Origin of the sequence: Nisaea acidiphila, from assembly GCF_024662015.1 — a bacterium.
Taxonomy (GTDB): Bacteria; Pseudomonadota; Alphaproteobacteria; order Thalassobaculales; family Thalassobaculaceae; genus Nisaea; species Nisaea acidiphila.
Window position 1 is genome coordinate 1090181 of the sequence record NZ_CP102480.1, and the last position, 24987, is coordinate 1115167.

Annotated in this window: 14 protein-coding genes and 1 riboswitch; of the genes, 8 read left to right on the top strand and 6 right to left on the bottom strand. The window is 63.5% G+C overall.

Annotated elements, in window-relative coordinates:
* Positions 1 to 73 precede the first annotated feature (73 nt).
* On the bottom strand, positions 74 to 1426 hold the full coding sequence (locus NUH88_RS05080; protein WP_257772149.1) for an ABC1 kinase family protein: 1353 nt from the start codon (positions 1424 to 1426) through the stop codon (positions 74 to 76).
* 113 nt (positions 1427 to 1539) lie between these two features.
* Positions 1540 to 1696, top strand: a riboswitch (FMN riboswitch).
* A gap of 87 nt (positions 1697 to 1783) precedes the next feature.
* Between NUH88_RS05080 and NUH88_RS05085 the strand changes: the two genes are divergently transcribed.
* The 4 genes from NUH88_RS05085 to NUH88_RS05100 all read left to right on the top strand — a co-directional run bounded on the left by NUH88_RS05085 (position 1784) and on the right by NUH88_RS05100 (position 4785).
* Positions 1784 to 2269 (top strand): 6,7-dimethyl-8-ribityllumazine synthase, encoded by a 486-nt coding sequence (locus tag NUH88_RS05085; protein WP_257770344.1) that lies wholly within the window; start codon positions 1784 to 1786, stop codon positions 2267 to 2269.
* Positions 2270 to 2380: 111 nt separating this feature from the next.
* Positions 2381 to 3394, top strand: coding sequence for a protein-methionine-sulfoxide reductase catalytic subunit MsrP (gene msrP, locus NUH88_RS05090; RefSeq protein WP_257770346.1), 1014 nt, complete (start codon positions 2381 to 2383; stop codon positions 3392 to 3394).
* Between the two features lie 40 nt (positions 3395 to 3434).
* Entirely contained in the window at positions 3435 to 4121 is a 687-nt protein-coding gene (locus NUH88_RS05095; RefSeq protein WP_257770348.1) for a class I SAM-dependent methyltransferase, read from the top strand.
* A 118-nt stretch (positions 4122 to 4239) separates the two neighbouring features.
* Positions 4240 to 4785, top strand: coding sequence for a PAS domain-containing protein (locus tag NUH88_RS05100; RefSeq protein WP_257770350.1), 546 nt, complete (start codon positions 4240 to 4242; stop codon positions 4783 to 4785).
* Here NUH88_RS05100 and NUH88_RS05105 read toward each other — a convergent pair.
* Positions 4782 to 5585, bottom strand: a complete 804-nt coding sequence (locus tag NUH88_RS05105) for a class I SAM-dependent methyltransferase (protein ID WP_257770352.1) — start codon at positions 5583 to 5585, stop codon at positions 4782 to 4784. The two genes, NUH88_RS05100 and NUH88_RS05105, sit on opposite strands and share 4 nt — an antisense overlap.
* Before the next feature lie 108 nt (positions 5586 to 5693).
* On the opposite strand from NUH88_RS05105, the gene NUH88_RS05110 reads away from it, so the two are divergent.
* From NUH88_RS05110 to NUH88_RS05125, 4 genes are all read left to right on the top strand, one after another.
* Positions 5694 to 6107: a GFA family protein gene (locus NUH88_RS05110; protein ID WP_257770353.1), complete on the top strand. Its 414-nt coding sequence runs from the start codon at positions 5694 to 5696 to the stop codon at positions 6105 to 6107.
* A gap of 98 nt (positions 6108 to 6205) precedes the next feature.
* Positions 6206 to 7174, top strand: a complete 969-nt coding sequence (gene trxB, locus NUH88_RS05115) for a thioredoxin-disulfide reductase (RefSeq protein ID WP_257770354.1) — start codon at positions 6206 to 6208, stop codon at positions 7172 to 7174.
* A 141-nt stretch (positions 7175 to 7315) separates the two neighbouring features.
* Positions 7316 to 8209, top strand: a complete 894-nt coding sequence (locus NUH88_RS05120) for a LysR family transcriptional regulator (RefSeq protein WP_257772151.1) — start codon at positions 7316 to 7318, stop codon at positions 8207 to 8209.
* Positions 8210 to 8672: 463 nt separating this feature from the next.
* Positions 8673 to 9866: an APC family permease gene (locus NUH88_RS05125; RefSeq protein ID WP_257770356.1), complete on the top strand. Its 1194-nt coding sequence runs from the start codon at positions 8673 to 8675 to the stop codon at positions 9864 to 9866.
* Between the two features lie 21 nt (positions 9867 to 9887).
* On the opposite strand, the gene NUH88_RS05130 is transcribed toward NUH88_RS05125, so the two are convergent.
* The 4 genes from NUH88_RS05130 to NUH88_RS05145 all read right to left on the bottom strand — a co-directional run bounded on the left by NUH88_RS05130 (position 9888) and on the right by NUH88_RS05145 (position 24957).
* Positions 9888 to 19022 carry an SPM autocatalytic domain-containing protein gene (locus tag NUH88_RS05130; protein ID WP_257770357.1) on the bottom strand — a complete coding sequence of 3045 codons (9135 nt, stop codon included), beginning with the start codon at positions 19020 to 19022 and terminating at the stop codon, positions 9888 to 9890.
* A 1244-nt stretch (positions 19023 to 20266) separates the two neighbouring features.
* The gene (locus NUH88_RS05135; protein WP_257770358.1) at positions 20267 to 21178 is read right to left on the bottom strand and encodes a DUF2927 domain-containing protein; all 912 of its coding nucleotides are present in this window, start codon (positions 21176 to 21178) and stop codon (positions 20267 to 20269) included.
* Between the two features lie 144 nt (positions 21179 to 21322).
* Complete coding sequence (locus tag NUH88_RS05140; protein WP_257770359.1) at positions 21323 to 22792, bottom strand: HlyD family type I secretion periplasmic adaptor subunit; 1470 nt, start codon at positions 22790 to 22792, stop codon at positions 21323 to 21325.
* The gene (locus NUH88_RS05145; protein WP_257770360.1) at positions 22789 to 24957 is read right to left on the bottom strand and encodes a type I secretion system permease/ATPase; all 2169 of its coding nucleotides are present in this window, start codon (positions 24955 to 24957) and stop codon (positions 22789 to 22791) included. Before NUH88_RS05145 ends, NUH88_RS05140 begins: the two co-directional genes overlap by 4 nt.
* Positions 24958 to 24987: the final 30 nt, after the last annotated feature.

Genomic DNA, 24987 nt, shown 5'->3' on the forward strand with positions numbered 1-24987 from the left:
AAATCGGTCCCGTCCGCACGGCACCAAATACTATTAGCAACGAGGGCCCTGTCGCGCCGAAATGCCCGCGCCATCACTCCGCCGCCGGCACCCGCGCCTCTTGGAGCGCCTTTGCCTGCCGCTTTGCCAGCGCGTCCACTTCGAAATCCGCGATCAGCTCGTGGAACAGCCGGTACCAGTTCACCTCCGCCTTCAGATGCAGGAAGACCGAGCCGAGGCCGATCGCGGCGCGGTCCATCAGGACGAATTCGCGCGGCGGTTTCACACCCTGCAGGCGGCGGAGTTCGACATGGACCTTTTCCGCCACCTCGCGGCCGTACATGCCCGTGTTGGTCTCCTGAATGCGGCGGGCCTTGTCCTCCATCAGCGGGGCGTAGATGAAGCGGGCCCACATGTTGAGAACATCGATCGTCTCCTTGTCGAGCCCCTCGAAGCCCCAGCTCTCGTAGGCATGGACCGCTAGCGCCTCGTCTTCCGTCGAGAGCGCGTTATAGAGATCGATCACGCCCTTCACGAAGCTCGGCGGGAAGACGCGGATACAGCCGAAATCAAGCAGGTTGATGCTCCCGTCCGGCCGCACCGAATAGTTCCCGAGATGCGGGTCGCCGTGGATCACGCCGTACTCGTAGAACGGCACATACCAGGCGCGGAACATGTTGAGCGCGACGCGGTTCCGCATCTCCTGGTCCTCATGCTCCCGGATGAAGTCGAGCAGCTTGGCGCCGTCGAGCCAGTTCATCGTGAGCAGCCGCGGCGTCGTCAGCCCCTCGACCGCCTCCGGGACATGGACGTTCGCCTCGTCCTTCAGCATCAGGCCGTAGAGCGCCATGTGTTTCGCCTCGCGCTCGTAGTCGAGTTCCTCGCGCAGACGGGCGGAGAGTTCCTTGTAGATCTCGTCGGTATGGATCGCCTTGTCGTAGCGGGCATAGATCGAGAAAATCAGCCGGAGCTGGCGAAGATCCGCCTCCACCGCCGAGGCCATGTCCGGATATTGCAGCTTCACCGCGAGCGCGTTGCCGTCATGGTCCGTTGCCTTATGCACCTGGCCAAGCGAGGCGGCGGCCGCGGCCTCGTGCTCGAAGGTTCCGAACCTTTTCTGCCAGCCGGCGCCGAGCTCCCGGCTCATCCGGCGCTTCACGAAGAGCCAGCCCATGCTCGGCGCGTCGGCCTGCAGCTGCACAAGCTCGTTGGTATATTCCTTCGGCAGGGCGTCTGGGATGGTGGCAAGGATCTGCGCCACCTTCATCAGCGGGCCCTTGAGGCCGCCGAGCGCCTCGCGCAGCTCCGCCGCATGCGCGCCCTTGTCAAGGCTGAAGCCGAGATAGCGCTCGCCCGCCATGCGCGCCGCAAGGCCGCCGACCGCGCCCGTGACCCGGGCGTAGCGTTTCACGCGGCCGCCCAGCGTATTGCGTTCCCTGTCCGTCATGCCGGTGAAGATAGGACGCTCCCGCCCCGATGCCAGAGGCAATCGACGCGGATTTGGCAATTGTCTCCCGCCCGCTCCGCGCCTACATTCCGGGTGCCGCCGGGCGACCGGCGGCATGTTCTCGGGGCGGGGTGGAATTCCCCACCGGCGGTGACATGGGGAGCCTCCCGGCTCGCCCTTGAAGCCCGCGAGCGCCCGGCTCTGCCGGGGTCAGCAGATTCGGTGCGATTCCGAAGCCGACGGTCACAGTCCGGATGAGAGAGAACGGCATGGGAACGCCGCGCCTTTGGCCCGGCGCATGTCCCCATGTTCGAACTCGGCCCCGATTCCTTTAGGTTTGACAAGGAGTTGGAACCGATGACCCAAATGACTTCAGGACAGAGCGCATCCGCCGGGCCCGGCGGCCGCATCGCCGTCATCCAGGCCGGGTGGCACAAGGACATGACCGACCGGGCGCGCGACGGCTTTACCGCAACCATGGCCGAACACGGTGCCGATCCGGCAAGGACCGACCTCTACGAGGTTCCCGGCGCCTTCGAGATTCCGTTGACCGCACAGCGGCTCGCCGCGACGGGACGCTATGCCGCGATCGTGGCTATCGGCTTCGTCGTCGACGGCGGCATCTACCGGCACGATTTCGTCGCCTCCGCGGTGATCGACGGGCTGATGCGGGTGCAGCTCGACGGCGGCGTTCCGGTGCTTTCCGTGGTGCTGACCCCGCACCATTTCCACGAGAGCGAGGACCATGTCCGGTTCTTCCGCGAGCACATGACCGGCAAGGGACGGGAAGCGGCCGAAAGCTGCCTGCAAATCCTCGACCTCGACAGCCGCCTCGCCGCCTGAGGCGGAGCCTGCGCGATGCCGGACACGGCCCTCTCACCCTGACGTGACTGGCCGTGTCCGGCCGCCTGGCTTATGTCTTCTCGCACGATTTTCTGCCGCGGAGGACGAACCATGCTGATCAAATGCTGGAAAGGCTGGGAGCTGCCGGAACGGGCCGTGACCGACGAGTCCCTGTTCCGCAACCGCCGCGCCCTGCTGAAAGGCATCGCCGCCGGGCCCATGATGCTCTCGGCGGCCGCGCTCGCCGGCTGCGGCGAGGAGGCGACGGCGGAAGGCGACCCGGCGAGCATGCTGGCCTCCCTGCCGCCCGATCCCTCGGCGCATCTCTACCCCGTGAAACGCAACCCGGCCTATGCCGATGCCGGCAAGAACTATCCGCTCACGGACGAGGACCTCGCCACCAGCTACAACAATTTCTACGAATTCGGCTCCCACAAGAACATCGTCCGCGCCGCGCAGGATCTGAAGATACGGCCCTGGACCGTCGTCCTCGACGGCGAGGTGACGAAAGAGAAGACCATCGATATCGACGACCTGCTGGAGCAGATGCCGCTGGAAGAACGGGTCTACCGCCACCGCTGCGTCGAGACCTGGTCCATGGTCGTGCCCTGGAGCGGTTTCCCGCTCTCCGCCCTGGTCAAACTCGCCGAGCCCCTCTCCTCGGCGAAATATGTCCGCATGGAGACCTTCAAGGATCCGGAGATGGCGCCGGGCCAGAAGCAGCACTGGTATCCGTGGCCCTATGTCGAGGGCCTAACCATCGAGGAGGCGATGAACGATCTCGCCTTCATCGCGACCGGGATCTACGGCAAGCCGATGCCGCGGCAGAACGGCGCTCCGCTGCGCCTCGCCGTGCCGTGGAAATACGGCTTCAAATCCACCAAATCGATCGTCCGCTTCACCTTCACCTCCGAGCGCCCGGTCTCCTTCTGGGAAGAACTGCAGTCCAGCGAGTACGGCTTCTGGGCCAATGTGAACCCGGAAGTGCCGCATCCACGCTGGAGCCAGGCCTCCGAAAAGCCCCTCGGCGGCGGCACCAAAATCCCGACCCTGCTCTATAACGGCTATGCCGAGCAGGTGGCGGATCTCTACAAAGGACTGGAGGGAGAGCGTCTCTTCATGTAGGTCCGGAGGTCCGATCCAAACCGGCTTCAAGGGCCCTGCCATGAGCGGACCGACCGACGATCCCTTTCTCGACGTCGTCAAAGACGCCGATGCCGCCCGGCGTCTTCTCGTCCCCTATCGCGACTCCATTCACCGGACCATCATCGACCGGCTTCCGCCCGCGGACGGTGTTGAGCCGCTGCGCATCCTGGATCTCGGCCCCGGAACGGGACTGCTGGCCGAACGGATTCTCGCCGCCGACGACACCGCCGAGCTTACCCTGATCGACATGTCCGATGCCGTTATCGCCGATGTCCGCGAACGGCTCGAAGGCTTCGGCCCGCGCGTGACGGTTACGGCAGGCGACTATGTGCATATGACCTATGACGGCCCCTACGACGCCATCATCGCCGAACTTTCGGTCCACCACCTCAATCCGAAATCCATCAGGACATTGTTCTCCGCAAGCTACGCGGGGTTGAAAAGGGGCGGCGTTTTCATCAATGCCGATCAGGTCAGGGGCGAAACCGAAGCGGTGGAAAGCGCGCATCTTGAGGCCTGGAAGCGCGATTCCCTGGCGCTCGGCGCGCCGGAGGGTGAAATCGAAGAAGCGATCGAGCTGCACAGCGAGAGCCGTCCGCCGACGCTGCAGGCAAGCATGCAGAATCTCTCGGACGACGGCTTCGAGAATGTCCGCTGCGACTACAAGCAATGGTGCTTCGCGGTCATGTCCGGCGACAAAATCTGAACGCCGGCCTGCCGCACCTCAAGATATTCAGGAATGACAGCCGGCTAACGGTTGCTAAACCATCCAGGCGGTACCTTCGGAACCGTCACGGCATGAAGAACGCTCTCAGACACAGGACATGACCCACACCGACAACGCGATCGAGCAATTGAGGAACCGCATTCCTCAGGCGGATCCGAGGCTTTTCAAATTTTTCGCCTGCTGGCTCGACGCACGCGAAGACGCGCTGGTGCCGCGCCGCCGCGATTTCAGCCCTTTCGAAGTGCCGACCTTGTTGCGGTTTATCTGGATCTACCGCTTCGATCCCGAGGCCGGGGACTATGTCTGCCAGCTCGCGGGCGAAAGCGTGAACGAGGCTTGGGGGCAGGGCATCAAGGGCCGCACGATCCGGGAGGTCGTCGGCGAGAAGGATTACCCGGTCTGCAAGAAACGGTGGGACCGCATCATCGGCGAACCGGCCGTGCAGTACGGCGCTGTCGAGGAAAAACTCTCGGCGCTCGATGCCTGGCACGCGGAACGCCTGATCCTGCCGATGGCCTCGGACGACGGTACGGTCGACGTGATCCTCGGCATCAGCCTCTACAATCTCGACCATGTCATCTCGGAGGGGAACGCGAGCGTCTCCGAATATATCCTGCAGATTCCCTGCGAGGAGTTCCGCTAGTTCCCGCCGGCCGTCCGCCGATACATGACGAGGTCCGTCTCGGCGATGTGCACCAGCGGCAACTGCTTCGAAAGCTCGTTCAGGAAGGCGAACACGTCCGGCGCATCCGGCTTGTAGTCGTGCCAGAGGATCACGCCCTCATCGGCGAGCATATTCAGCGCCTTGCGCGTATCGCTCTCGACATAGGTCCGTGTATGCGCCCCGTCGACGAACACCAGGTCGACTTTGCCTCGCAGCGCGCTCTCGTCGTAGGCTTTGCTGTCCGAGAAGATCTGGCGAATGTTCTTTTCCGTCGGCTGACCGTTGTAGAAAAACGTCTCGAACGCGGATTCCTCGACCGCGACGTCGCGATGATGCTTGTCGTCGCCGAGCCCGAACTCCAGAGCGGCCAGATCTTCGGGATGCAGCGTCAGGGTATGGATCTCGGCGTCCGGCGCCGCGTTCAGCGCGAAGACATGCGCCGTCTTGCCGGTACAGGTGCCGAACTCGAAGATCCGCTTCGCGCCCTTGGCGAGCACCGCCATGACCCAGGACTCCCGGTCCGAGAGCGAGGCCACGACACCTTCCCCTCCGATGAAGCGCACCTCCGACGCCGGACTTGGGCCATAGCGCGTCATCTCGAAACAGGGCGCGACCTCTTCCAGTTTAGCCTTGCGGATCGGATAGCCGGAGAAGGCGAAGGCCCGCTTTTTCTGCCGCCGCAGCTTCAGCATGCGCCTCGCGACGAAAAAGAGCGCAACCAGCGACAGCAGATTGGTCGCGATCAGCAGGATGGTCAGCCAAGCGGGCCAATCGGGCATCGGGTCCGTCCCTGAGGTTCGTTCGGATGGTCGTGACACATGCAGGCCCGGGACAATAGTGTCAAGCTGCCGCCTTCGGCCGAGCCGCGATCCTCGGGGGAGCACATCATGACGGAGCAGGATATCGAGCAACGAGGCCATTGCCTCTGCGGTGAAACGCGCGTGGTCTTCGCCGGACAACCCAAATGGGTAGCGCATTGCCACTGCGAAAGCTGCCGCCGGCAGACCGCCTCACCTTTCACGACTTTCCTCGGGCTTCCAAGCGATGCCGTCCGATTCGTCGGCGCGGAACCCGACGTCTACCGCTCGTCGCCCGGCGTCCGGCGTCTCTTCTGCCGGACCTGCGGATGTCCAACCGCCTTCATTTCGGAGGCGTTTCCCGGCGAGATCCATCTCTACGCGGCGACGCTGGAGGAACCGGAATCGGTCGCCCCCGAATGCCACGTGCATTGGGGCGAACATATCCGGTGGATCCAATGTGAGGACGGATTGCCGAAACACGAGCGTGGAAGCGCCGAATAGGCGCAGCACCGCTTGTGGCCCGCCGCCCGGTTGCTTATGTTCGAAAGACGCGCGGAAGCGCACTCCTTGCCTCCAGAAAATCAGGACCGCCCAGCCCCATGACCGAACATCGCGAGAAGATCGTTATCATCGGATCCGGCGCCGCCGGACTGACCTCGGCCATCTACACCGCCCGCGCCAATCTCAAACCGGCGGTGCTCGCGGGCCTGCAGCCGGGCGGCCAGATGACGATCACCTCCGAAGTCGAGAATTATCCGGGCTTCGCGGACGTGATCCAGGGCCCCTGGCTGATGGAACAGATGCAGAAGCAGGCCGAACATGTCGGCGCCCGGATCGTCTACGATCTCGTCACCTCGGTCGATTTTTCGAAGCGCCCATATACCCTCTCCATGGATAGCGGCGATACCTTCGTCGCCGATGCGGTGATCATCGCGACCGGCGCGCAGGCGCGCTGGCTCGGGTTGGAGAGCGAGCAGACCTTCAGCGGCCGTGGCGTCTCCGCCTGCGCTACCTGCGACGGGTTCTTCTTCCGCGAACAGGAGGTGATCGTTGTCGGCGGCGGCAATACCGCGGTCGAGGAAGCGCTCTATCTCGCCAATATCGCCTCCAAGGTGACGCTGATACACCGCCGCGACTCGCTCAGGGCAGAGAAGATCATGCAGGAACGGCTGTTCCGGCACGACAAGATCGAGGTCGTCTGGGACAGCGTAGTCGAGGAGATTCTTGGCGGAGAAGGCCCGATGGCCGGAGTCGAGGGCGCCCGGATCAAGAACGTGAAGACCGGCGAGACAAGCGAAATCAAGGCAACGGGCTTCTTTGTCGCGATCGGTCACGACCCGGCGACAAAGCCGTTCGTGGAAGCGCTCCAGGCGGATGAGGAAGGCTACCTGCTGACAGAGCCCGGCAGCCCCCGCACGTCCGTTCCGGGCGTGTATGCGGCGGGCGACTGTGTTGACAAGGTCTACCGTCAGGCGGTGACGGCGGCTGGCATGGGCTGTATGGCGGCTCTTGAGGCGGAAAAGTTCCTTGCCGCGCTGGAAGACGCCGCGGCCGTGGCCGCCGAATAAGGCGGCTTTCGGGTAACGAACCGATAACCCTCTTGCGGTAAAGTGCTTTTTGCCCCGTGTTCTTCTGGCCCATGCCGATTTGCTGGCCTAGACTGACCGCCGGGACGTTGAGCTAGGAAGGCGAGTCGGTTCACCATGGCCATGGACTGGGACAAACTCCGGGTCTTTCACGCCGTTGCGGAGGCGGGCAGCTTCACGCATGCGGGCGAGACCCTCAATCTCAGCCAATCCGCGGTCAGCCGGCAGATCAGCCAGCTCGAAGACTCGCTAAAGGTTGCACTCTTTCATCGCCACGCGCGCGGCCTGATCCTCACAGAGCAGGGCGAAACGCTTTACCGCACTGCACGCGAAGTCTTCGCCAAGCTCGCAGCCGCGGAAGCCAGCCTTTCCGAAGGCAAGGAACTGCCGCGCGGACCGCTGAAGATCACCACGCCGGTCGCCTTCGGCTCGACCTGGCTGGCCTCCCGCATCGGCCGGTTCCTCGAGCTCTATCCTGAAATCACGGTCAACCTGATCATCGACGACGGGGAGCTCGATCTCGGCATGCGCCAGGCGGATGTCGCGATACGGCTCAGCCCGCCACGGCAACCGGACTTGATCCAGCGCCATATCAAGAACATCAAGCTGCACCTCTATGCCGCGCCCTCCTATCTGAAGAATGCCGGCGTGCCACAGACAGCCGAAGAGCTGCAGGATCACAGGCTGGTGCTTTTCGGCGACACGCCGCACCCGCCCTTCCCGAACGTCAACTGGCTGCGCGAGCTTGCCACCGGCGGGAACCGTCGCGTCCACATGAACACCTTCTCGGTGAACAACTACTACGCCATCTTGCGCGCCGTTCAGGGCGGCGTCGGGATCGCAGCGATCCCGGACTATCTCGCCCAGGAAGACAGCAGCCTCGTCCGCGTCATGCCGGACGTCGAAGGCCCGCAAGTTCCCGCCTATTTCGTCTATCCGGAAGAACTCCGCCATTCGAAGCGGATCACAGTCCTCAGGGATTTTCTGATCCAGGAAGTGGCGAAAACGCAGTTTTGATTTTTAGAAAAGGTCGAAATTTCTGCTATTTCCGGATAACGTTCTTAAAGCCAGAAGACCAGTTTGCTTTCGATTCGGAATCTAATAGAGTTGCCAAATTGTGACATTCAAGGCGAATCGGTCATGCATTTTTTGCATATCCGAACTGAACAAAAATGCATGGTCGTTAACGTCTTATAGACATATCTAAGACATAGTAACGGTGCTGCTCTGCAGCATCTTCCCTTCAGGCCCCCGCCTGAAGTAGAGGGCCCTTCGGGGTCCTACGTCTCCCAGACGTGAAGCCTCCCTGTTCAACTTGCCGGGAACCCAACGGTTCCCGGCATTTTTTCTTTCCATCGTGTTTCCGGATTCGCAGCGCCTTCGGCATATGGCGGCAATTCGCTATATTGCGGCGCAACGCTTCGTCTATGCTTCTTCAGCGCTGCCCCAATCCTGAGCCGAAGCCTCTTCCCGGGACCCCATGCCGGAACCGACACTGAAACGGTCACTCTCGCTCCCGCTCGTCGTCCTCTACGGTCTCGGCGTGACGATCGGGGCCGGGATCTACGTTCTGCTCGGCGCCTCTGCGGGTCGGGCCGGCATCCATGCGCCGGTCGCCTTTCTTCTGGCCGCCACCGCCGTGCTGTTCAGCGCGATCAGCTTCGCCGAGATGGCACGCCGCTATCCGGTCAGCGCCGGCGAAGCCGCCTATGTCCAGGCCGGGTTCGGCCTCGGATGGCTGTCGACGCTCGTCGGCCTGCTCGTGGTTGCCGCGGGGACGATCTCCTGCGCCACCATCGCCCTCGGCAGCACCGGCTATATCAGGGAGTTCCTGGATCTCCCCGCCTCGACCATCCTGCTGGCCGTCATCCTGCTACTGGGCGCCATAGCCGCCTGGGGAATTACAGAATCGGTGCTCGTCGCGGGACTGTTCACGATCGTCGAGATCGGCGCGCTTCTCGCCGTTATCGTCGCCGGGCTCTGGACCGACCCTGGGATCGTGACCGAGATCCCGAAGGTCCTGCCGGCCCCCGGCGACGCCGCTGCCCTCACCGGTATTCTCTCGGCGACCTTGCTCTGCTTCTTCGCATTCATCGGCTTCGAGGACATCGTCAATCTCGCCGAAGAGGTGAAGCAGCCGGACAGGACGCTTCCCCGCGCAATCTTCATTACGCTTGCGCTCGCCGCCCTGCTCTATTTCTCGGTAACCGCGATTGCCGTGCTCTCGGTCCCGCTGGACGAGCTTGCCGCCTCGCCGGCGCCGATGAGCCTGGTCTTCGAGCGGGTGAGCGGACTTTCGCCCTGGACGATCACGCTGATCGCCATCGTCGCCACGCTGAATGGGGTGGTTGTACAGATCGTCATGGCGTCCCGCGTGCTCTACGGTCTGGCTCGACAGGGATCGATCCCCGCTGTCCTCGGAAGGGTGAACCGGGTAACGCAGACGCCGCTGCTCGCCACAAGCCTGGTTATTGCAATTATTCTGGTCCTCGCGCTCGCGTTTCCGCTTGAGCCTCTGGCGGAAATGACCTCCCGGATCGTGCTCACCACCTTCACACTGGTGAACGCATCGCTGCTTCGCCTGCACCTGCGGGACGGCGCATTGCGCAGGATCTGGCTACCCGCAGCGGGGTGCCTGACCTGCCTCGCACTGTTGTTCGGAACCCTCCGGTAGGCGCCTCCCGACTGGAGCCGATCAGGCTGCGATCCCGACCTGATCCTCGTCCTCGTCCGGGAAAATCTCTTCCGGCAGTACAGCGCCACTGTCGTCCGTTCCACCGTCTTCGTTATCGCCCGGATCCATCGCCATCGCACTCGCGAGCATCATCGCCTGATCCGCCGGAGACGGCGCATCGACGGAAACCTCTTGCGAAGACGGGCCATCTTCCGCATCCGGTCCACCTGCGACCGGGTTCCCGGCCACGCTCTCCGCATCGGCATCCGAGACCTCGGCCGTTCCTGCCTCGTCACCGGAGACGGAGCTGTCCTCAGGCTCCGGCGAACCGTTTTCCGCGATCGCCTCGTCGCCGCCTTCCTCGTCAGCGCCGGCATCTTCTCCAGATTGCAGAACCTCACGGTCAAAGACCGGTTCGTCCTGACCGTCTTCCAGATCCTCCGGGACGATATCCTCGCCCAGACGCAGGAAGCCATCCTGGTCGAAATTGGCGTTCTCGCCATAGCTGGTCACATAAGCAAAGCCGACATCCAACAGCTCGCCGACGGAGCCGTCCGCCCAATGGAAGCTCCCTTCGGCGACCAGTTCGGTGGTGCCATCCGTATCGTCGATCCGTGTCCAGCCGAGATCAATCGCCTCGACACCTCTTTCCGCGACGCTCGAAAGTTCGTCCGCGTCCGAGATGCCGTCCTGGTTCAGGTCCTGCCACAGCAGCAGCTGCGCATAGCCCGCGTCCAGCGCGTCGACGCGGCCATCCTCGTTCTCGTCAAGGCTGGCGAGCGCGGCCTCGCCGTCCGCAAAGCTCTCGCCATTGAAATGCTCGGAGAGCAATTCGGTGCGGTCATCGATCAACCCGTTTTGATTGAGATCCATGACCAGCATGGCATCGTCCGCCGCAACCCAGCCGGTCTGCTGCCGCGTGCCGTCGCCCGCCATGTCGAAACGCGCCGTACTGTCGAACATGTCGACCAGTTCCACTCCGTCGCCATCGAGATCAAGAACGACAGGATCCTCGGCCGTGACGTTGGTGTATTTGGCGATCTCCGTAGCATAATCGTTCAGGAACGCATCGAGCTTGGTCTGCGCCTCGGCAGCGGTCGATCCGTTATCCTGGAAAATCGTCTTGGCGAAATTGTCAAAGCTGTAAGTTGAGCCTTTGTATTCGAAAGATTCGATACGAGGATTGACGAAGGCCAGCGCACCGGCGGATGTCTGCAACATCAGATGGGCCGCTCCCTCCCACCATATAGTGCTCGCCCCGGTGATCGTTCCGCTTCCTTCGACAACGAATTTGTCGTTCCCCGTCGATACGTAGACGACGCTGGAATTGTTCGGATACTGATGGTCGGATTCGCTGATCCGGAACTGGGTGCTTCCGCTCGCGCCGTCAGTATCCCAAATGTAGGTGTCGTTTCCGTGTCCGGCGAATCCGTTCCAGACCGAGTGCCCTCGTATCGTGTCGTCGCCCGACTTTCCTCGCACCTGGGATGCAACACCTACATCGAGAAAATTGGCGCTGGAATTGCCGTAAATATTGTCGTAGTAGGCGGACCCTCTGACATGCTCGAAACCGGAATATGAATCTCCGGCAGCGTCTCCACCAGAAGCGGAATTGCTCCGCAGGTCAATGGTGACCGCCTCTGAGGACCCCGAGTAATCGAGCGTGTCCTCACCGGCTCCACCCGCCAGCACGTCAGCGCCGGCTCCGCCGGCAACGATGTCGTTGCCGTCCCCGCCGTCGATCGTGTCCGCATCGGCGCCGCCTGAGAGCACGTCGTTTCCGGCGCCGCCCGAGAGCACATCCTGGCCGCCGCCGCCCGAAACCGTCTCGTTGCCCGTGGACAAGGTGATGTTGTCGCCGTAGCCGGTCCCGACGACAGCTTCGAAATTGGTTGCGGTCGCACCGCTCGAACCGGCGCCGGTGATGCTACCGGCGGCGATGTCGAAGGTGACGGCGCTGGTCGCACCGGCGAAAGAAATGGTGTCGTTACCGCCGCCGCCGTCGAGACTGTCGGAGCCGCCGCTGAAGGCCAGCGCCTCGTCCCCGGCGCTGCCGATGATGGTGTCCGCGTAGGCCGAGCCGACGACATATTCGAAGCCGCTGATCGTATCCCCGTCGGCATGGCCGCCCGAGACCACGCCGGTTCCGAGATTGACATAGACCGCCGCGTTGGAGTTGGCGAAGGAGATGGTGTCGATCCCCGCGCCGCCGTCGAGATAGTCGGCGCCGAGCCCGCCTTCGAGGAGATCGTTACCGTCTCCGCCCAGGAGACTGTCCGCGCCCGCATCGCCGGCGAGAATATCGTTACCTGCTCCACCGGACAGCGTGTCATCGCCGTCGCCGCCGAAGAAACTGTTCGCGTTGGCGTCCCCGGTAAGGCCGTCGCCATAGGCAGAGCCGTTGACGTTCTCGACTCCGGTGAGCGTATCGCCGCCGTCGCCTGTGCCGGAACCGAGATTGACCGTCACTCCGGCCCCGGCCTGGCCATAGTCGGCTGTATCGATTCCGGCCCCGCCGTCGAGCAGGTCGCCGTCATCGCCGCCGGAGAGAAGATCGTTACCAGCACCGCCCGAAAGCGTGTCGGCACCGCGCTCGCCGGACAGCGTGTCGTTGCCATCTCCGCCATCCAGCAGGTCGTTTCCGGCCGCTCCGCGAAGGACATCCGCCCCGCCGGCCCCCGAAAGCTGGTCGTGCCCGGCGCCGCCGCTCATCGTATCGTCGCCCGCGGTGCCGGTCAGCGTGTCGCCGTCCGGCCGGTCGGCAAAGATGAAATGGCCCTCGGCAAGTGCACTTGAGGCCACACCGTAGAAGGTCAGCTGGTCGTTCGAGTTCCAGGAAATCCGCGCATGGCCGTTGCTGTCATTGGCCAGTTTCTGGCGCAGCTCTACCATGTCGTAGATCTGCGTCCCGCTCAGATCCACCTTGTCCGCGCCGGTGTCGAAATCGAGGATCAGATCGGCGCCATCGCCGGTTCCACCATGAATGAAACTGTCGGCCCCGGCTGCCCCCTGCAGGCTGTCATTTCCGGCGCCGCCGCTCAGCTTGTCGTCGCCATTTCCTCCATTCAGCAAGTCCACGCCATCGCCGCCGACAAGAGTGTCCGCGTCGTCACCGCCAAGCAGGGTATCGGCATCGGCGCCCCCGCTTAGAAGGTCCGCGCCGCTGCCGCCGGAAAGCAGGTCCGCGCCGGCTCCGCCATCTGCCGTATCCGCTCCGGAACCGCCGTTCAGCAGGTCGTTCCCCGCACCGCCGCCGAGCACGTCGTCGCCATCCTCTCCCGCGAGCGTGTCCGAACCGTCTCCGCCTGCGAGGGAATCCGCGTCGGTGCCGCCGTAGAGCTGATCGTTGCCATCTCCCCCGGAAAGCGTGTCGGCACCTGCTCCGCCGGAAAGGGTATCGTTGTTTCCGCCTCCGGCCAGAATGTCGTCCCCGGCCGCGCCCGAAAGCAGATCGGCTGCGCCGCCGCCGCTCAGGGTATCCGCGTGGCCCGAACCGGCGACGACCTCGATTCCGCTCAGGGTATCGCCCGCCGCCTCGCCGGACGTGCCGCTTCCGGTACTCAGATCCACCGCGACACCGGCCGCGGCAGCAGAGTAATCGGCCACATCGGTACCGGCACCGCCAATCAGGCTGTCCGCGCCGGCACCGCCCGAGAGCGTGTCGTTGCCGTCCTCTCCCGCGAGGGTGTCCGCTCCATCCCCGCCGAGCAGATTGTCATCGTCCGCCCCGCCGACCAGGCTGTCCGCACCGGCATTGCCATAAAGGCTGTCGCCGCCACCGCCACCGCTGAGGGTCTCCGCGGCTGCCGCGCCCGAAATCGTATCGCCGGCGGCCGTGCCGACGACCTGTTCAATACCGGTGAGGCTGTCGCCTTCGGCATCGCCGCCGCTCCCGGTACCGGCCGCAAGGTCGACGGATATCGCCGACGAGGAGGCCGCGTAATCGGCGAGATCGGTGCCGTCGCCGCCATCGAGGGAATCCGCGCCGGCGCCGCCCCAAAGCGTGTCCGCATCGTCGCCTCCGGAGAGAGAATCGTTTCCGGCGCCACCGGACAAGCTGTCCTGTCCGGCCTCCCCTGCAAGCACGTCGTCGCCATCGCCGCCGGAAAGCAGATCGTCCCCCGCGCCGCCGTTCAGACTGTCGGCGCCGTCCGCGCCGGTGAGTTCGTCCGCTCCGGCGCCACCGCTCAGCGAGTCCTCCGACGTTCCGCCAACCAGCGTGTCGTCAAAGGCGGAACCGACGACCTGTTCGATACCGTCAAGCGTATCGTCCTCCGCATCGCCGGCGGTGCCCTGTCCGGCAGCGAGATTGACGGCGACGGCAGTCGCCGAAGCCGCGTAGTCCGCCGCGTCGCTCCCCGTCCCGCCGGAAAGCAAATCCGCACCGGCGCCGCCGACAAGCGTATCGTTGCCGCTGCCGCCCGACAGGGTATCCAGTCCATCACCGCCGGAAAGCGTATCGGCACCTTCATCGCCGATCAGAATGTCGTTATCGGCGCCGCCATCCATGAGGTCGCCGCCGGTGCCGCCCTCCAGGCTGTCTTCTCCGGCGTTGCCGGTGATCCTGTCGGCACCCGCTCCGCCGCTGAGGGTGTCCGCTGCGCTCCCGCCGATAAGCGTATCGTCGTAATCGGATCCCGCGACCTGCTCGACGCCTTCCAGCGTATCGCCTTCCGCGTCACCGCCGGTCCCGGCGCCGGTCCCTCCGGTCATGTCGATCGAAATCGCGGCAGAAGAGGCGGAATAGTCGGCAAGATCGTTGCCGTCGCCGCCGTCGAGCATGTCCGCGCCGGCACCGCCCATCAGCGTATCTGAACCGCCAAGGCCCCAGAGGGAATCATCCCCGTCGCCGCCGGACAGACGGTTGCTCAATGCATTCGCCGCTATCGAGTCGGCTCCGTCCGTTCCGACAAAGTCCACCGGCAGGGGCGGCGGCGCGGAAACCGCCGCTTCCTCCGCAATGATCGTATCGGACGTCGTGCCGGTTTCGGTCGCACCGCTGCCGGTGTCCGCCGTGTCCGTATCTGTTGTGGCCTGTTCGACCGTATTGTCCGGACCGGAATCGGCCTCCGAACCGTCCGTCGCGGCTATCAGCGAGTCGAGAAGATCGTCATCGTCGTCGTCATCGAACACGCCGCTCTCGCCGGCGGCGACAATGTCCGCGCCGGAAATCGTATCTTCAGCCGCATTCCCGCTGGTCGAGGTCTCCGGACCGGAGGTTTCCCCGAGAAGGGTATCGTCTTCCGCTCCATCATCCGAATCCGCGACCGTGTCCTCGTCCGCGTTTTCGCCGCCTTCACCGCTTCCGCTCTGGGGCTGCGCCCCGGCGCCTCCCGGCGTTGCGGCGCCGGACGCGGCTTGGCCGCTTCCGCCTGTGCTTTCCGTGGTTGTCGCCGGGTTCCCTGCGGCGGCGGTTTCCGCACTTTCCTCCGCGCCGCCGGTTTGCCCGCCATCGCCGGAGCCTTCGGGATCGGCACTCGCCGCATCCGTCTCGGTCTCGGCGGTCTCGGGTGCCGCGACATACTGCACGTTGTCCAGGCTTTCGTCCGCTGCCGCCTGTTCCGCCGCGGCGAGAGCCGCAATCGCTGCAGCCGCCTCCGAAGCCGTCGCCCCGGTCTCGGCCGCAAGCATTTCCGCCTGGGCCGCAGCCTGCGCTTCCTCAGGCACCCCGGCCACCAGGGCCGCGCTCGCGCCAACGGCGGCGGCCAACATGACCTCGCCAAGATTGGCATTCGTCGCCGCAGCCTGCGCATTGGCCTGTATCGCCGCCTGGCGGGCCGCAAGCGCAGCTGCGGAACTCGCGCCGCCACCCGCTCCGGCCCCGCCGGCCGCCGCCGGGTTACCGGAACCCGATCCGGCTCCCCCACCGCCTGCCATGGCGGCGGCGTTGCGAAGCTGTGCCGCCTGTCCCGCGGCACCGGTCACCGCCGCCCGGGCGGCGGCCATCCGGTCCGCCGCGCTCTCGCCGCGACCAGTACTGCTCTGAGTGCGGTCGCGCTGGGTATCCGTACCGGACGCCGCACGTTCCAGAGCGGCCTCGACCTCGGCCTCGGTCTCGAGACGGGACTCCTCCGCTTCCGCGGCCTCTACCTCCCGGCGTGCGGCGTCTTCCTCGAGCAGCGCCTCGAGGCGCGCTTCCTCGGCCGCCTTCGTCTCCGCCGCGTCGATTTCGGCGGCGGTCTCCGAAAGCACGCCGTCCTCGCCATAGGCGCCCGCGCCGCCTTCCTCGCTCAGGGAGACGGTCTCGCCATCGTCGAACGCGACCCTCTCGACCCCGCGCGCGGTTACCTTTCCGCCGTCATTGGTGGTGATGATCGTCTGCCCGCCGCCTTCTTCGATGGTGACGTCGGCGCGGTTGTAGCCCTCCATGCGGAGCGCGTCGGAGCCGCTCTTGTCGACGATGACGTCCTCGCCGCCGCCGCGGCTATAGACGTAGGTATCGGCCCCTTCGCCGCCATAGAGCGCGTCGTTGCCCTTGTTGCCGTGCAGTTCGTCATCGCCGACGCCGCCATGCACGGAATCGTCTCCCTGGCCGCCATAGAGCGTATCGTCGCCCTCGCCGCCGACCAGCTCGTCCTCGCCCTGGTTGCCGTAGGCGACATCGTCGCCGGCCCCGCCGTGAACGATGTCCTCGCCCTTGTTGCCGTGCAGTTCGTCGTCGCCGAAGCCGCCGAGGGCGGTGTCGTCGTCCTGGCCGCCATAGAGGCTGTCGGCACCGGCGCCGCCGGAGACCTCGTCCTCGCCCTGGTTGCCGTAGACGACGTCGTCGCCGGCGCGCCCGTCCAGGGTGTCGTCGGCGTAGGAGCCTTCCAGCCGGTTGCCGTCGGCATCGCCTGCGAGACTGTCGGCATGGGTCGAACCGCGGACATTCTCGATCCCTTCCAGCGTGTCGCCCTCGGCATGACCGCCCGAGAGCGCACCGCTTTCGAGATCGACCGAAACGCCGGCGTCCGAATGATCGTAGGCGGCCGTGTCCGATCCGTCGCCGCCGGCGATCAGGTCCGCCCCGGCACCGCCTTCCAGATTGTCGTCGCCTTCGCCGCCGTCGAGCGTGTCGTCGCCCTGGCCGCCATAGAGCGCGTCGTCGCCCTTGTTACCGTAGAGCTCGTCATCGCCTTGGTTACCGTAGACAGCGTCGTCGCCCTGGCCGCCATAGAGGTCATCGTCGCCCTTGTTGCCGTGGAGCTCGTCCTCGCCCTGGTTGCCGTAGACAGCATCGTCGCCCTGGCCGCCGAAGACCGTGTCGTCGCCCTTGTTGCCGTAGAGCGTGTCCGCGTCCTGGTTCCCGTAGACGACATCCTCGCCCTGGCCTCCATAGGCGACGTCCGCGCCCTGGTTGCCATGCAGGGTGTCGTAATCCTGGTTGCCGTAGAGAACGTCCCCGCCCTGGCCGCCGAAAGCCTCGTCGCTGCCCATGTTCCCGTGCAGCGTATCGTCGTCCTGATTGCCGTAGAGCGCGTCGCCGTCCTGCCCGCCATAAAGCGCATCGGCCCCGGCACCGCCGTACAGCGCATCCTCGCCCTGGTTGCCGTAGACGACGTCGTCGCCCTCGCCGCCATAGGCGACATCGTTCCCGGCACCGCCCGAAAGCGTGTCGTCACCGCCGCCGCCATAGAGCGTGTCGGCCAGCTCGCCCGCCTCCAGCAGATCGGCCTCGTCGGTGCCGGAGAGCACCTCGCCCTGCTCCTCCTGCAGGTACTCGGCATCGTTCGCGCCCTCGCTCCACCACTGGGTCGCCTCGCCGATGGTCACCTCGTCGAGCCCGAGTTCCTCGGCCCGGGCGATGGCGTCCTTCAGCATCTCCGCCTCGGCCCCGCCCGCGGCAATCACCGCGGCGGCCCAGCCGGTATCCATCAGCGCGTGCTCATAATCGGCGGCGGCCTGAAGGTCGCTGAGCAGGCCGTAGATGTCCTCGGAATCGGAATTCTCGAAAGCCTCGCGGGCAAACGGATTGCCGCCTTCGAGATCCATCTGCTTCAACGTCTGGAAGGCGACTTTGTTGACGAGGCCATCGGCGGAGTCCGCGGTCACGCCTTGGCGCACCACCGGCCGCTCGAGGGTCATGTTGTGGTCGTCCCAGACCTCTTTGTAGACCCGCTGCTCGACCACACCCTCGCGGTTTTCCTCCGCGACGATATGATAGCCGCCCTCGAAACCTTCCTCGCCGCCCGACTCCCGCTTGTAGGTGGAAACCGCGCCGTCGTCCGCATCCGGTCCCGGCGGAACCTCGATCAGGCTCTCGACATCCTTGTCGTACATGCCGATGGAGCCGACGAAATCGCCTTCGCGCCAGCCAATCCGGAAATCGGCGAAGTCGTCCTCGTTCACCACATTGGCGCCGATATGCTTCAGGATCCCGTCCATCAGCTCCTCGGCGCTCTGCCCCATGGCCGCCGCAAGTTCCTCCGGTCCGCCATCCTTGGCATGGGTGCGCACCAGATCGACTTCGTCGCCGTTCGCATCGAGGATCGCTGTCGCAGTCGGCTTCGGCTTGCCGATGCCGGCGACCGAGCCGGCAAAGGCGGCGACGGCGATTCCGGCGATGGCCGCCGGGCCGAGCGCCGCGCCGGCAGCGGCGTAGCTCGCGAACGACATGGACGCTGTGCCCGCCGCGGTGATGGTGACGCCTGTCGCCGATGCCGCTGTGAAGGCTGCCGTCGCGGCCCCTCCGAACAGGGTGCCACCGATCCCCCCGCCGCCAAATTGCTCGCCGAGGAAATTCCCTGCGAACGAGGCGACCGACGCCGGATTGAATATATTCGCCTGGAAGCCGGCGAGACTGCCGCCGTTCGTGATCGCGTGCACGGCACCGTTCGCGGCCCAGCCGACGACCGCATTCCCGGTAAAATTCGCGATCGCGGCGGCCGGTCCGTCGAGATCCTCGGTCAACTCGCTGACGACATGAGAGCCCGCCGCCGCCAGCGCCGCCGTTGCGACGGAGCTGACATAGGCCCCGCCGTCAAAATTCTCCACCAGATCGCCTAGCGTCTCGACGCCTTCCATGGCGTCGAACACAGACCTCCAAGTGGACTGCAGGCCGATCTCGAGCGCCGTGTTGTCGATCCCAAGCCCAATCAGCGTGCTGCCGAAATTGGAGACGGCATTGGCCTGGTTCTCGGTGTAGGGGGCCTCCTCTTCATAGGAGGCGTCGGTCATTACTTGACCAGAGTCGGCAACCTGAACTTGCCCATCGAGAGTATCACCGCCGGTGCTCCCGACGAGAGTATCACTGCCAGTACCCGCAACGAGCGGCGGAGGTGCATCCGGGTCAGGCTCTTGTGGATCATAGTCCGGGTGCCGGTCGTAGTCATTTAGCAGACCATCGTCTGGCACGGATTCTCCATTCCCGTTAGACTGACCACTACCTGGAGCTGCATCGGGCCATATATCGTCAAAATGGTTGGGATCCCCGGCGCCGCTGGAGGGATCTTCGCCGGTTCCTGCGCCTTGCCCGCCCCCAGAGGGCGCATCCGGCCAAACGTCATCGAAGTGATTCTGATCGCCGAGGCCCGGGTTTACCTCGGGACCGTCTCCCGCAAGCGGCGGCTCAATGACTGGGTGTGCCGGCGGAACAGCCGGCTCCGGCCACATATCGTCATAGTAATTGTCGGCGCCCGGCTTCGGCGAGATGTCCGGATTAATCGGATTGTCGGCCTCGGGATCGTGGTTCGGATAGCCACCACCTGTGCTTGGATCATTCGCGTCATTGTCAATATCTGTCGGCGGCGTTTCACCGACTACGCGGCCTGATCCAGGCGACTCAGGGGGAGCGTCAAGACCAAACAAATCAACTAAATCGCCGAGCGTACCGAGCTCAGTTTCCCAAGCGTCTCCATCAAGCTCGACTTCTGCGCCCTGAGGGTGCGGTTTTCCATTCTTATCCTGACGCGGTTTCCCATCCGCATCCAGAACAGGGTTTATTCGAAGCGAGTATGACGCACGAGCCGTCACCTTGTACTCGTCAAGGTCACCGGCATTTTGAAGATTTTCGTTACGGACAACGATATTAAGACCGGGCGCAAGAGTAAAAAATCCCGCTTTTCCGCTAAAATTAGCACCCCCATGAATTTCTAAAGAAATATTTCCGCTATCCTCAGCAGTGAGTCGAAATGTTGCGCCGGGTCTAACAGAAATTTCTGCACCACTATTACCGGCACTACCGCCTATTCCAATTTTTGGACCAATTCGAAATTGAACGACCGGCTCGCCATCATCATTATAATACTGCTTTAATTCCACCAATTTATTATCAGATGAAATAACTTTCGATATTGCTGGCGGAAGACTTATTGAAACATCAATACCCGCATCATCCAATGCTTTATTTATCACATCATTTATAATATCATTTTGCTCACTCTCAACAATATTTGGATTTGACATAATATTAATTCCCGATATCAATCACAGATTCGTTTATAAAAACACATTTCGAACCAATTTAATTCCTCATCGAAAATTATCTCAATGTTCTCCTTTATATCAATCCAACTTGATCCACTTTGAATTTTTTTATTATACAACAATCTCAACAACAACAAATCTATTGCCCCGTATTTTTCTATATTATCTTCAAAATTCAAGACACTGCCATCCAATCCATTCATATCATTTGTTAAACCAAATACCTGTATTATCTCCTCTAACGCACACGATTTGAATGATTGATCCCGCACCTTATCGACCAAGCCGATAGTAGAAACAGACAACCCCCTTGCACCATCATCAACACCAATCACCGCGAAACAATACTCCCCAGATCTTAATGTACTGTCATATATTTTATGTCTTGTTTTATCATAATGTTGTATGAGAGTTATATTTTGAGACACGTTATTAATATATATCGCTATATCGACACCCTCCCAGGAGCTGTATGGTTTTCTTTTCACCTCCAATATTCTTAAGTTTGTGATTTCTGACAACCCCTTCATTATTGACCTTATATAATTCACTCTATCGATATTAGCTTTCGAATTGTTTAAAATTACATAATTCACTTGATCAAAACGCTTCCACGCGCCATCTGGCTCAGATTCAAATTCAGATTCTTTTCTCAAAATTATTTCTTTAAAATATACTTCAACGTCCTTGATTGAATATTTATTTATATGATCTACATATTTCTTTCGATCTACTCCCATAAAATAAATTTCATTTGTAGTAACTTCGTAAATTTTATTATACCCAGCAAACGCTAAATTCTCTATTCGAGAAAAACCGAATGCAATCGCAATAAAAACAAATGGAGGCAATATACGCAGGAAGACAGAGCGCTTCACCCTATTATCTTCGCTAATTTTATTTAACATTTTTGTCTCATTAAAAAGCGATTTCAAACAAGGAGCGCCGATATCCAACGACATTGCGTTGTAAAATGTACTTAGATACGACCCCCTCGCCAACAAACATCGCCTTGCATTTGATCTAATTTTCCCGCCATACGCGCAGGAAACTCACCGCTCCCGGAGACTCTCCTTGCGATAGCGCAGGACCGGCGCGAGCAGGTATTCGATCAGCCGCCGTTCGCCGGTGATGATGTCCACCGTTACAGCCATTCCGGGGGCCAGGGTGCGGCGGCCGGCGGCCTCGAAGGCGGCGACGCTGTCGGGGTCGAGATCGATGCGGGCCTCGTAGGGCTGGGGGGCCTGGCCGGCGCCCGCCTGGCCGGCGGAGCTCGCGGCCGCGGAGGTGCCTTCGCCGTAACCCTTCTCCGCCTCGGCGGAGATCGAGACGACGATGCCGCTGATGGTGCCATGGCTGACGAAAGGATAGCCCTCGACCTTGACCTCGACCCTCTGGCCGGGGCTGACCCAGCCGACATCCTTGTTCAGCACCCGCGCCTCGGCGCGGAGCGGGGCGTCGGTCGGGACGATCTTCAGCAGCGGGTCGCCCTCGCGCACCACGGCGCCGATGCTGTGCACGGTCAGTTCCTGGATCGTGCCGGAAGCCGGCGCGCGCAGGGTCTTGCGGGACTGGCGCTGCCGCGCCTTGTCGAGTTCCAGCGCGGTGCGTGCAACCTCGCGCTCCGCCCCTTCCAGCTCGGCGAGGCGGGCGGTCAGGAAATCGGTGCGCACCTTGGCCAGCGTCTCCCGTGCCACCGCGATCTCGGCCTCATTCTGCTTCAGCGTCCGGCGCAGCACCGCCAGTTCGCCCTCGCTCTCGATCAGGCCGCGCTGCAGTTGCAGCAGGGTCGAGCGCGCGACCAGTTCCTTTTCCCGGAGCTGCTGCTGCACCTCGACCAGGTCGCGGCTGATCGGCAGGGTCGCCTCGAGCTTCTCGATCTGCGCCGCAGTCGTCGCGTGCTGGGCCTCGAGGCGGACCACCTCGCGCCGCGCCACCGCCTCCTCCCGGCCGAGGCTTTCCCATTCGCTCTCCAGGCGCTCCCAGGCCGCGGCGGCAAGTTCGCTGCCTATCCCCTCCGGCGGGAGGAAATGCGCCGTTGGATGGGTTCCGTCCTCCGCCCGCGCCGCGGCGACGAGCGCGGAAAGGCGCGCCGCTTCCAGGGCGGACGCGTTGCGGTCGCTCTCCAGCTGCGCCAGATCGACCGTGGTTTCCGTCGGGTCGAGCGAGATCAGCGCATCGCCCTCAGACACCTTCTTCCCGTCGGCGACATCGATCCGGCGCACCACGCCCGAGCTCGCCGCCTGCACCACCACGGTCGGGCGCGACGGCACCAGCGTGCCCTGGGCCACCGAGACGATGTCCTGCCGCCCGATCCAAGACCAGGCGAGCAGCGCAAGGATGAAAAGGAAAATCAGGCCCGGCAGCAGCACGAGAAAGCGCGTCGGGGGCGTGTCCTGGATCTCGACCAGCCCGGGCAGAAAGCCGTGCGCGGCGGCGGGCGCGGCCTGTGCCGGGGCCTTCTTCTCGTCGCGCCACGCGCCCCACGCGACGCCGAAAGCGCGTTTCAGACCGCCGATCATTCCGCCGCCTCCTCCCGCGGCGCGACGTCGCGCTCGCCCTGCTGGATCTCGTAGAGGTGGCGGTAGCGCCCGCCCTCGCGGCCCATCAGCTCGCCGTGGCTACCTTCCTCGACGACCCGACCGTGCTCGATCACCAGGATGCGGTCGCAGTCGCGCACCGCCGCGAGCCGATGGGCGATGACGAAAACGGTGCGCCCGGCGGCGATCTTCTGCATGTTGCGATGGATGATACGCTCGCTCTCGTAATCTAGGGCCGAGGTCGCCTCGTCGAGGATCAGAATACGCGGATCGGTGACCAGCGCGCGGGCAAGCGCGATACGCTGGCGCTGACCGCCCGAAAGCGCCGCGCCCCGCTCGCCGACCGGCGTGTCGTAGGCCTCCGGCAGGGTGAGGATGAACTCGTGCGCGCCCGCCAGCTCAGCCGCCTCCTGGATGCGGTCCATCGGCAGCGACGGGTCGGCCAGCGCAATGTTCTCCCGGACCGAGCGGTTGAAGAGGAAGTTCTCCTGCAGCACCAGCCCGACTTTGCGCCTGAGCCATGCTGGATCGATCAGCGCGATGTCGACACCGTCGATCAGGATCTTGCCGCTTTCGGGCACATGAAGGCGCTGCATCAGCTTGACCAGGGTCGACTTGCCGGAGCCGGAAGCGCCGACGATGCCGATGCGCGCCCCGGCGGCGACGTCGAATGAGATATGGGAGAGGATCTGCGGGCCGTCCGGGCGGTAGCGGAAGGAAACGTCGCGGAAGAGTACCGCCCCCTTCAGATCCGGCAGAGAAGAGGCCTGGGTCCGAGCCGGCTCCGGGCGCTGGTTCAGGATCTCTCCGAGCCGTTTCACGGCGAGGCCGGTCTGCTGTACCTGCTGCCAGAGCTGGGCGAGACGCTGGGCCGGCGCCGTCACCCGGCCGGCGAGCATGTTCATCGCCATGAGCTGACCGGCCGTCAGGTCGCCGCTGATCACTCCCTTGGCACCGATCCAGAGGATCATCGCGGTCATCAGCCGGTTGAGAAAGGTGACCGTCTGCTGGGTCATGGTCGAGAGCCGCTCGGCCTTGAAGGCCTCGGAGGAGTGGCTCGCGATCTGGTCTTCCCAGCGGCGCTGCATCTGCGGCTCGACCGCGAGGCTCTTCAGGGTCTCGATCCCGGCCACGTTCTCGACCAGAAAGGCGTGGTTGTCGACCGAACCGGAGGATTTCTTCGAGAGCCGCGCCCGCAACACCGGCGTGACCACGGCATAGATCAGGATGAAGACCGCGACGAAGGCGACGACGATCCAGGTGAGCGAAGGCGCGTAGTGATACATCACCGCGAGGAAGACCACGGTGAAGAGCAGGTCGATCGCCGAGGTCAGCGCGGGGCCCGTGAGAAACGAGCGGATCTGCTCCAGCTCCGCCACGCGTTGCGCCGTCGCACCGACCGCCCGGGTCTCGAAATAGCTGACCGGCAGCCGTGCCAGATGGCGGAACAGCCGCGCCTTCAGCTCGACATCGATGCGATTGGTGGTGTGCGAGAAAAGGAATTGGCGGAGCGCGCTCAGCGCCAGTTCGAAAAGACCGACGCTGATCAGGCCGAGCACCAGCACGTCGAGCGTCGAGACCCCGCCCGAGACCAGCACCTTGTCCATCACAAGCATGACGAAGAGCGGAGTGGCGAGGCCGAAGGTCTGCACGATCAGCGAGGCGAGCGTGACCTGGAAAAGGATCTGCCGGTGCTTGATCAGCGGCGGGATGAACCAGGTGAAATCGAATGCCCGCTCCTCGCCGGCGATTTCCTCCGAGCGGGCAAGCAGCAGGAGGGAGCCGCTCCAATTCGCCTCGAACTCCGCGCGCGCAATTTCCTGCGGTCTCCCCACTTGAGGGTCCTGCAGCAGCACCCTGTCGGACATAACGCGGCCAAGCACCACCCAGCGGCCGTCCAGCATCGGAACGAGCGCCGGACAGGGAACGTCTTCGAGATCTTTCGAGCGGACCCGCTTCTCTGCCGCCTTCAGCCCGCGGGCCCGGGCCAGGCGGACAAGGTCGGCCGCCCCGGCCAGGTCCGAACCGAGCCCCGCCTCATGCTGCAATTGCCCGAGATCTGATGGGTACTCCAGAACAGCGAGCGCAACCGCAAGCGCCATAAGACCGCTATCACCCGGTGCCGAACTGTGCTCCCCTGCAGTCATCGCGCGCCCGACCTTCCGCCACGAGTTTCG

What these genes read in the sequence shown, in the direction of transcription:
- NUH88_RS05080 (WP_257772149.1), bottom strand. Translation starts at nt 1,426, where the DNA reads ATGACGGACAGGGAACGCAATACGCTGGGCGGCCGCGTGAAACGCTAC.
- NUH88_RS05085 (WP_257770344.1), top strand. Translation starts at nt 1,784, where the DNA reads ATGACCCAAATGACTTCAGGACAGAGCGCATCCGCCGGGCCCGGCGGC.
- msrP (WP_257770346.1), top strand. Translation starts at nt 2,381, where the DNA reads ATGCTGATCAAATGCTGGAAAGGCTGGGAGCTGCCGGAACGGGCCGTG.
- NUH88_RS05095 (WP_257770348.1), top strand. Translation starts at nt 3,435, where the DNA reads ATGAGCGGACCGACCGACGATCCCTTTCTCGACGTCGTCAAAGACGCC.
- NUH88_RS05100 (WP_257770350.1), top strand. Translation starts at nt 4,240, where the DNA reads ATGACCCACACCGACAACGCGATCGAGCAATTGAGGAACCGCATTCCT.
- NUH88_RS05105 (WP_257770352.1), bottom strand. Translation starts at nt 5,585, where the DNA reads ATGCCCGATTGGCCCGCTTGGCTGACCATCCTGCTGATCGCGACCAAT.
- NUH88_RS05110 (WP_257770353.1), top strand. Translation starts at nt 5,694, where the DNA reads ATGACGGAGCAGGATATCGAGCAACGAGGCCATTGCCTCTGCGGTGAA.
- trxB (WP_257770354.1), top strand. Translation starts at nt 6,206, where the DNA reads ATGACCGAACATCGCGAGAAGATCGTTATCATCGGATCCGGCGCCGCC.
- NUH88_RS05120 (WP_257772151.1), top strand. Translation starts at nt 7,316, where the DNA reads ATGGACTGGGACAAACTCCGGGTCTTTCACGCCGTTGCGGAGGCGGGC.
- NUH88_RS05125 (WP_257770356.1), top strand. Translation starts at nt 8,673, where the DNA reads ATGCCGGAACCGACACTGAAACGGTCACTCTCGCTCCCGCTCGTCGTC.
- NUH88_RS05130 (WP_257770357.1), bottom strand. Translation starts at nt 19,022, where the DNA reads ATGACCGACGCCTCCTATGAAGAGGAGGCCCCCTACACCGAGAACCAG.
- NUH88_RS05135 (WP_257770358.1), bottom strand. Translation starts at nt 21,178, where the DNA reads ATGTTAAATAAAATTAGCGAAGATAATAGGGTGAAGCGCTCTGTCTTC.
- NUH88_RS05140 (WP_257770359.1), bottom strand. Translation starts at nt 22,792, where the DNA reads ATGATCGGCGGTCTGAAACGCGCTTTCGGCGTCGCGTGGGGCGCGTGG.
- NUH88_RS05145 (WP_257770360.1), bottom strand. Translation starts at nt 24,957, where the DNA reads ATGACTGCAGGGGAGCACAGTTCGGCACCGGGTGATAGCGGTCTTATG.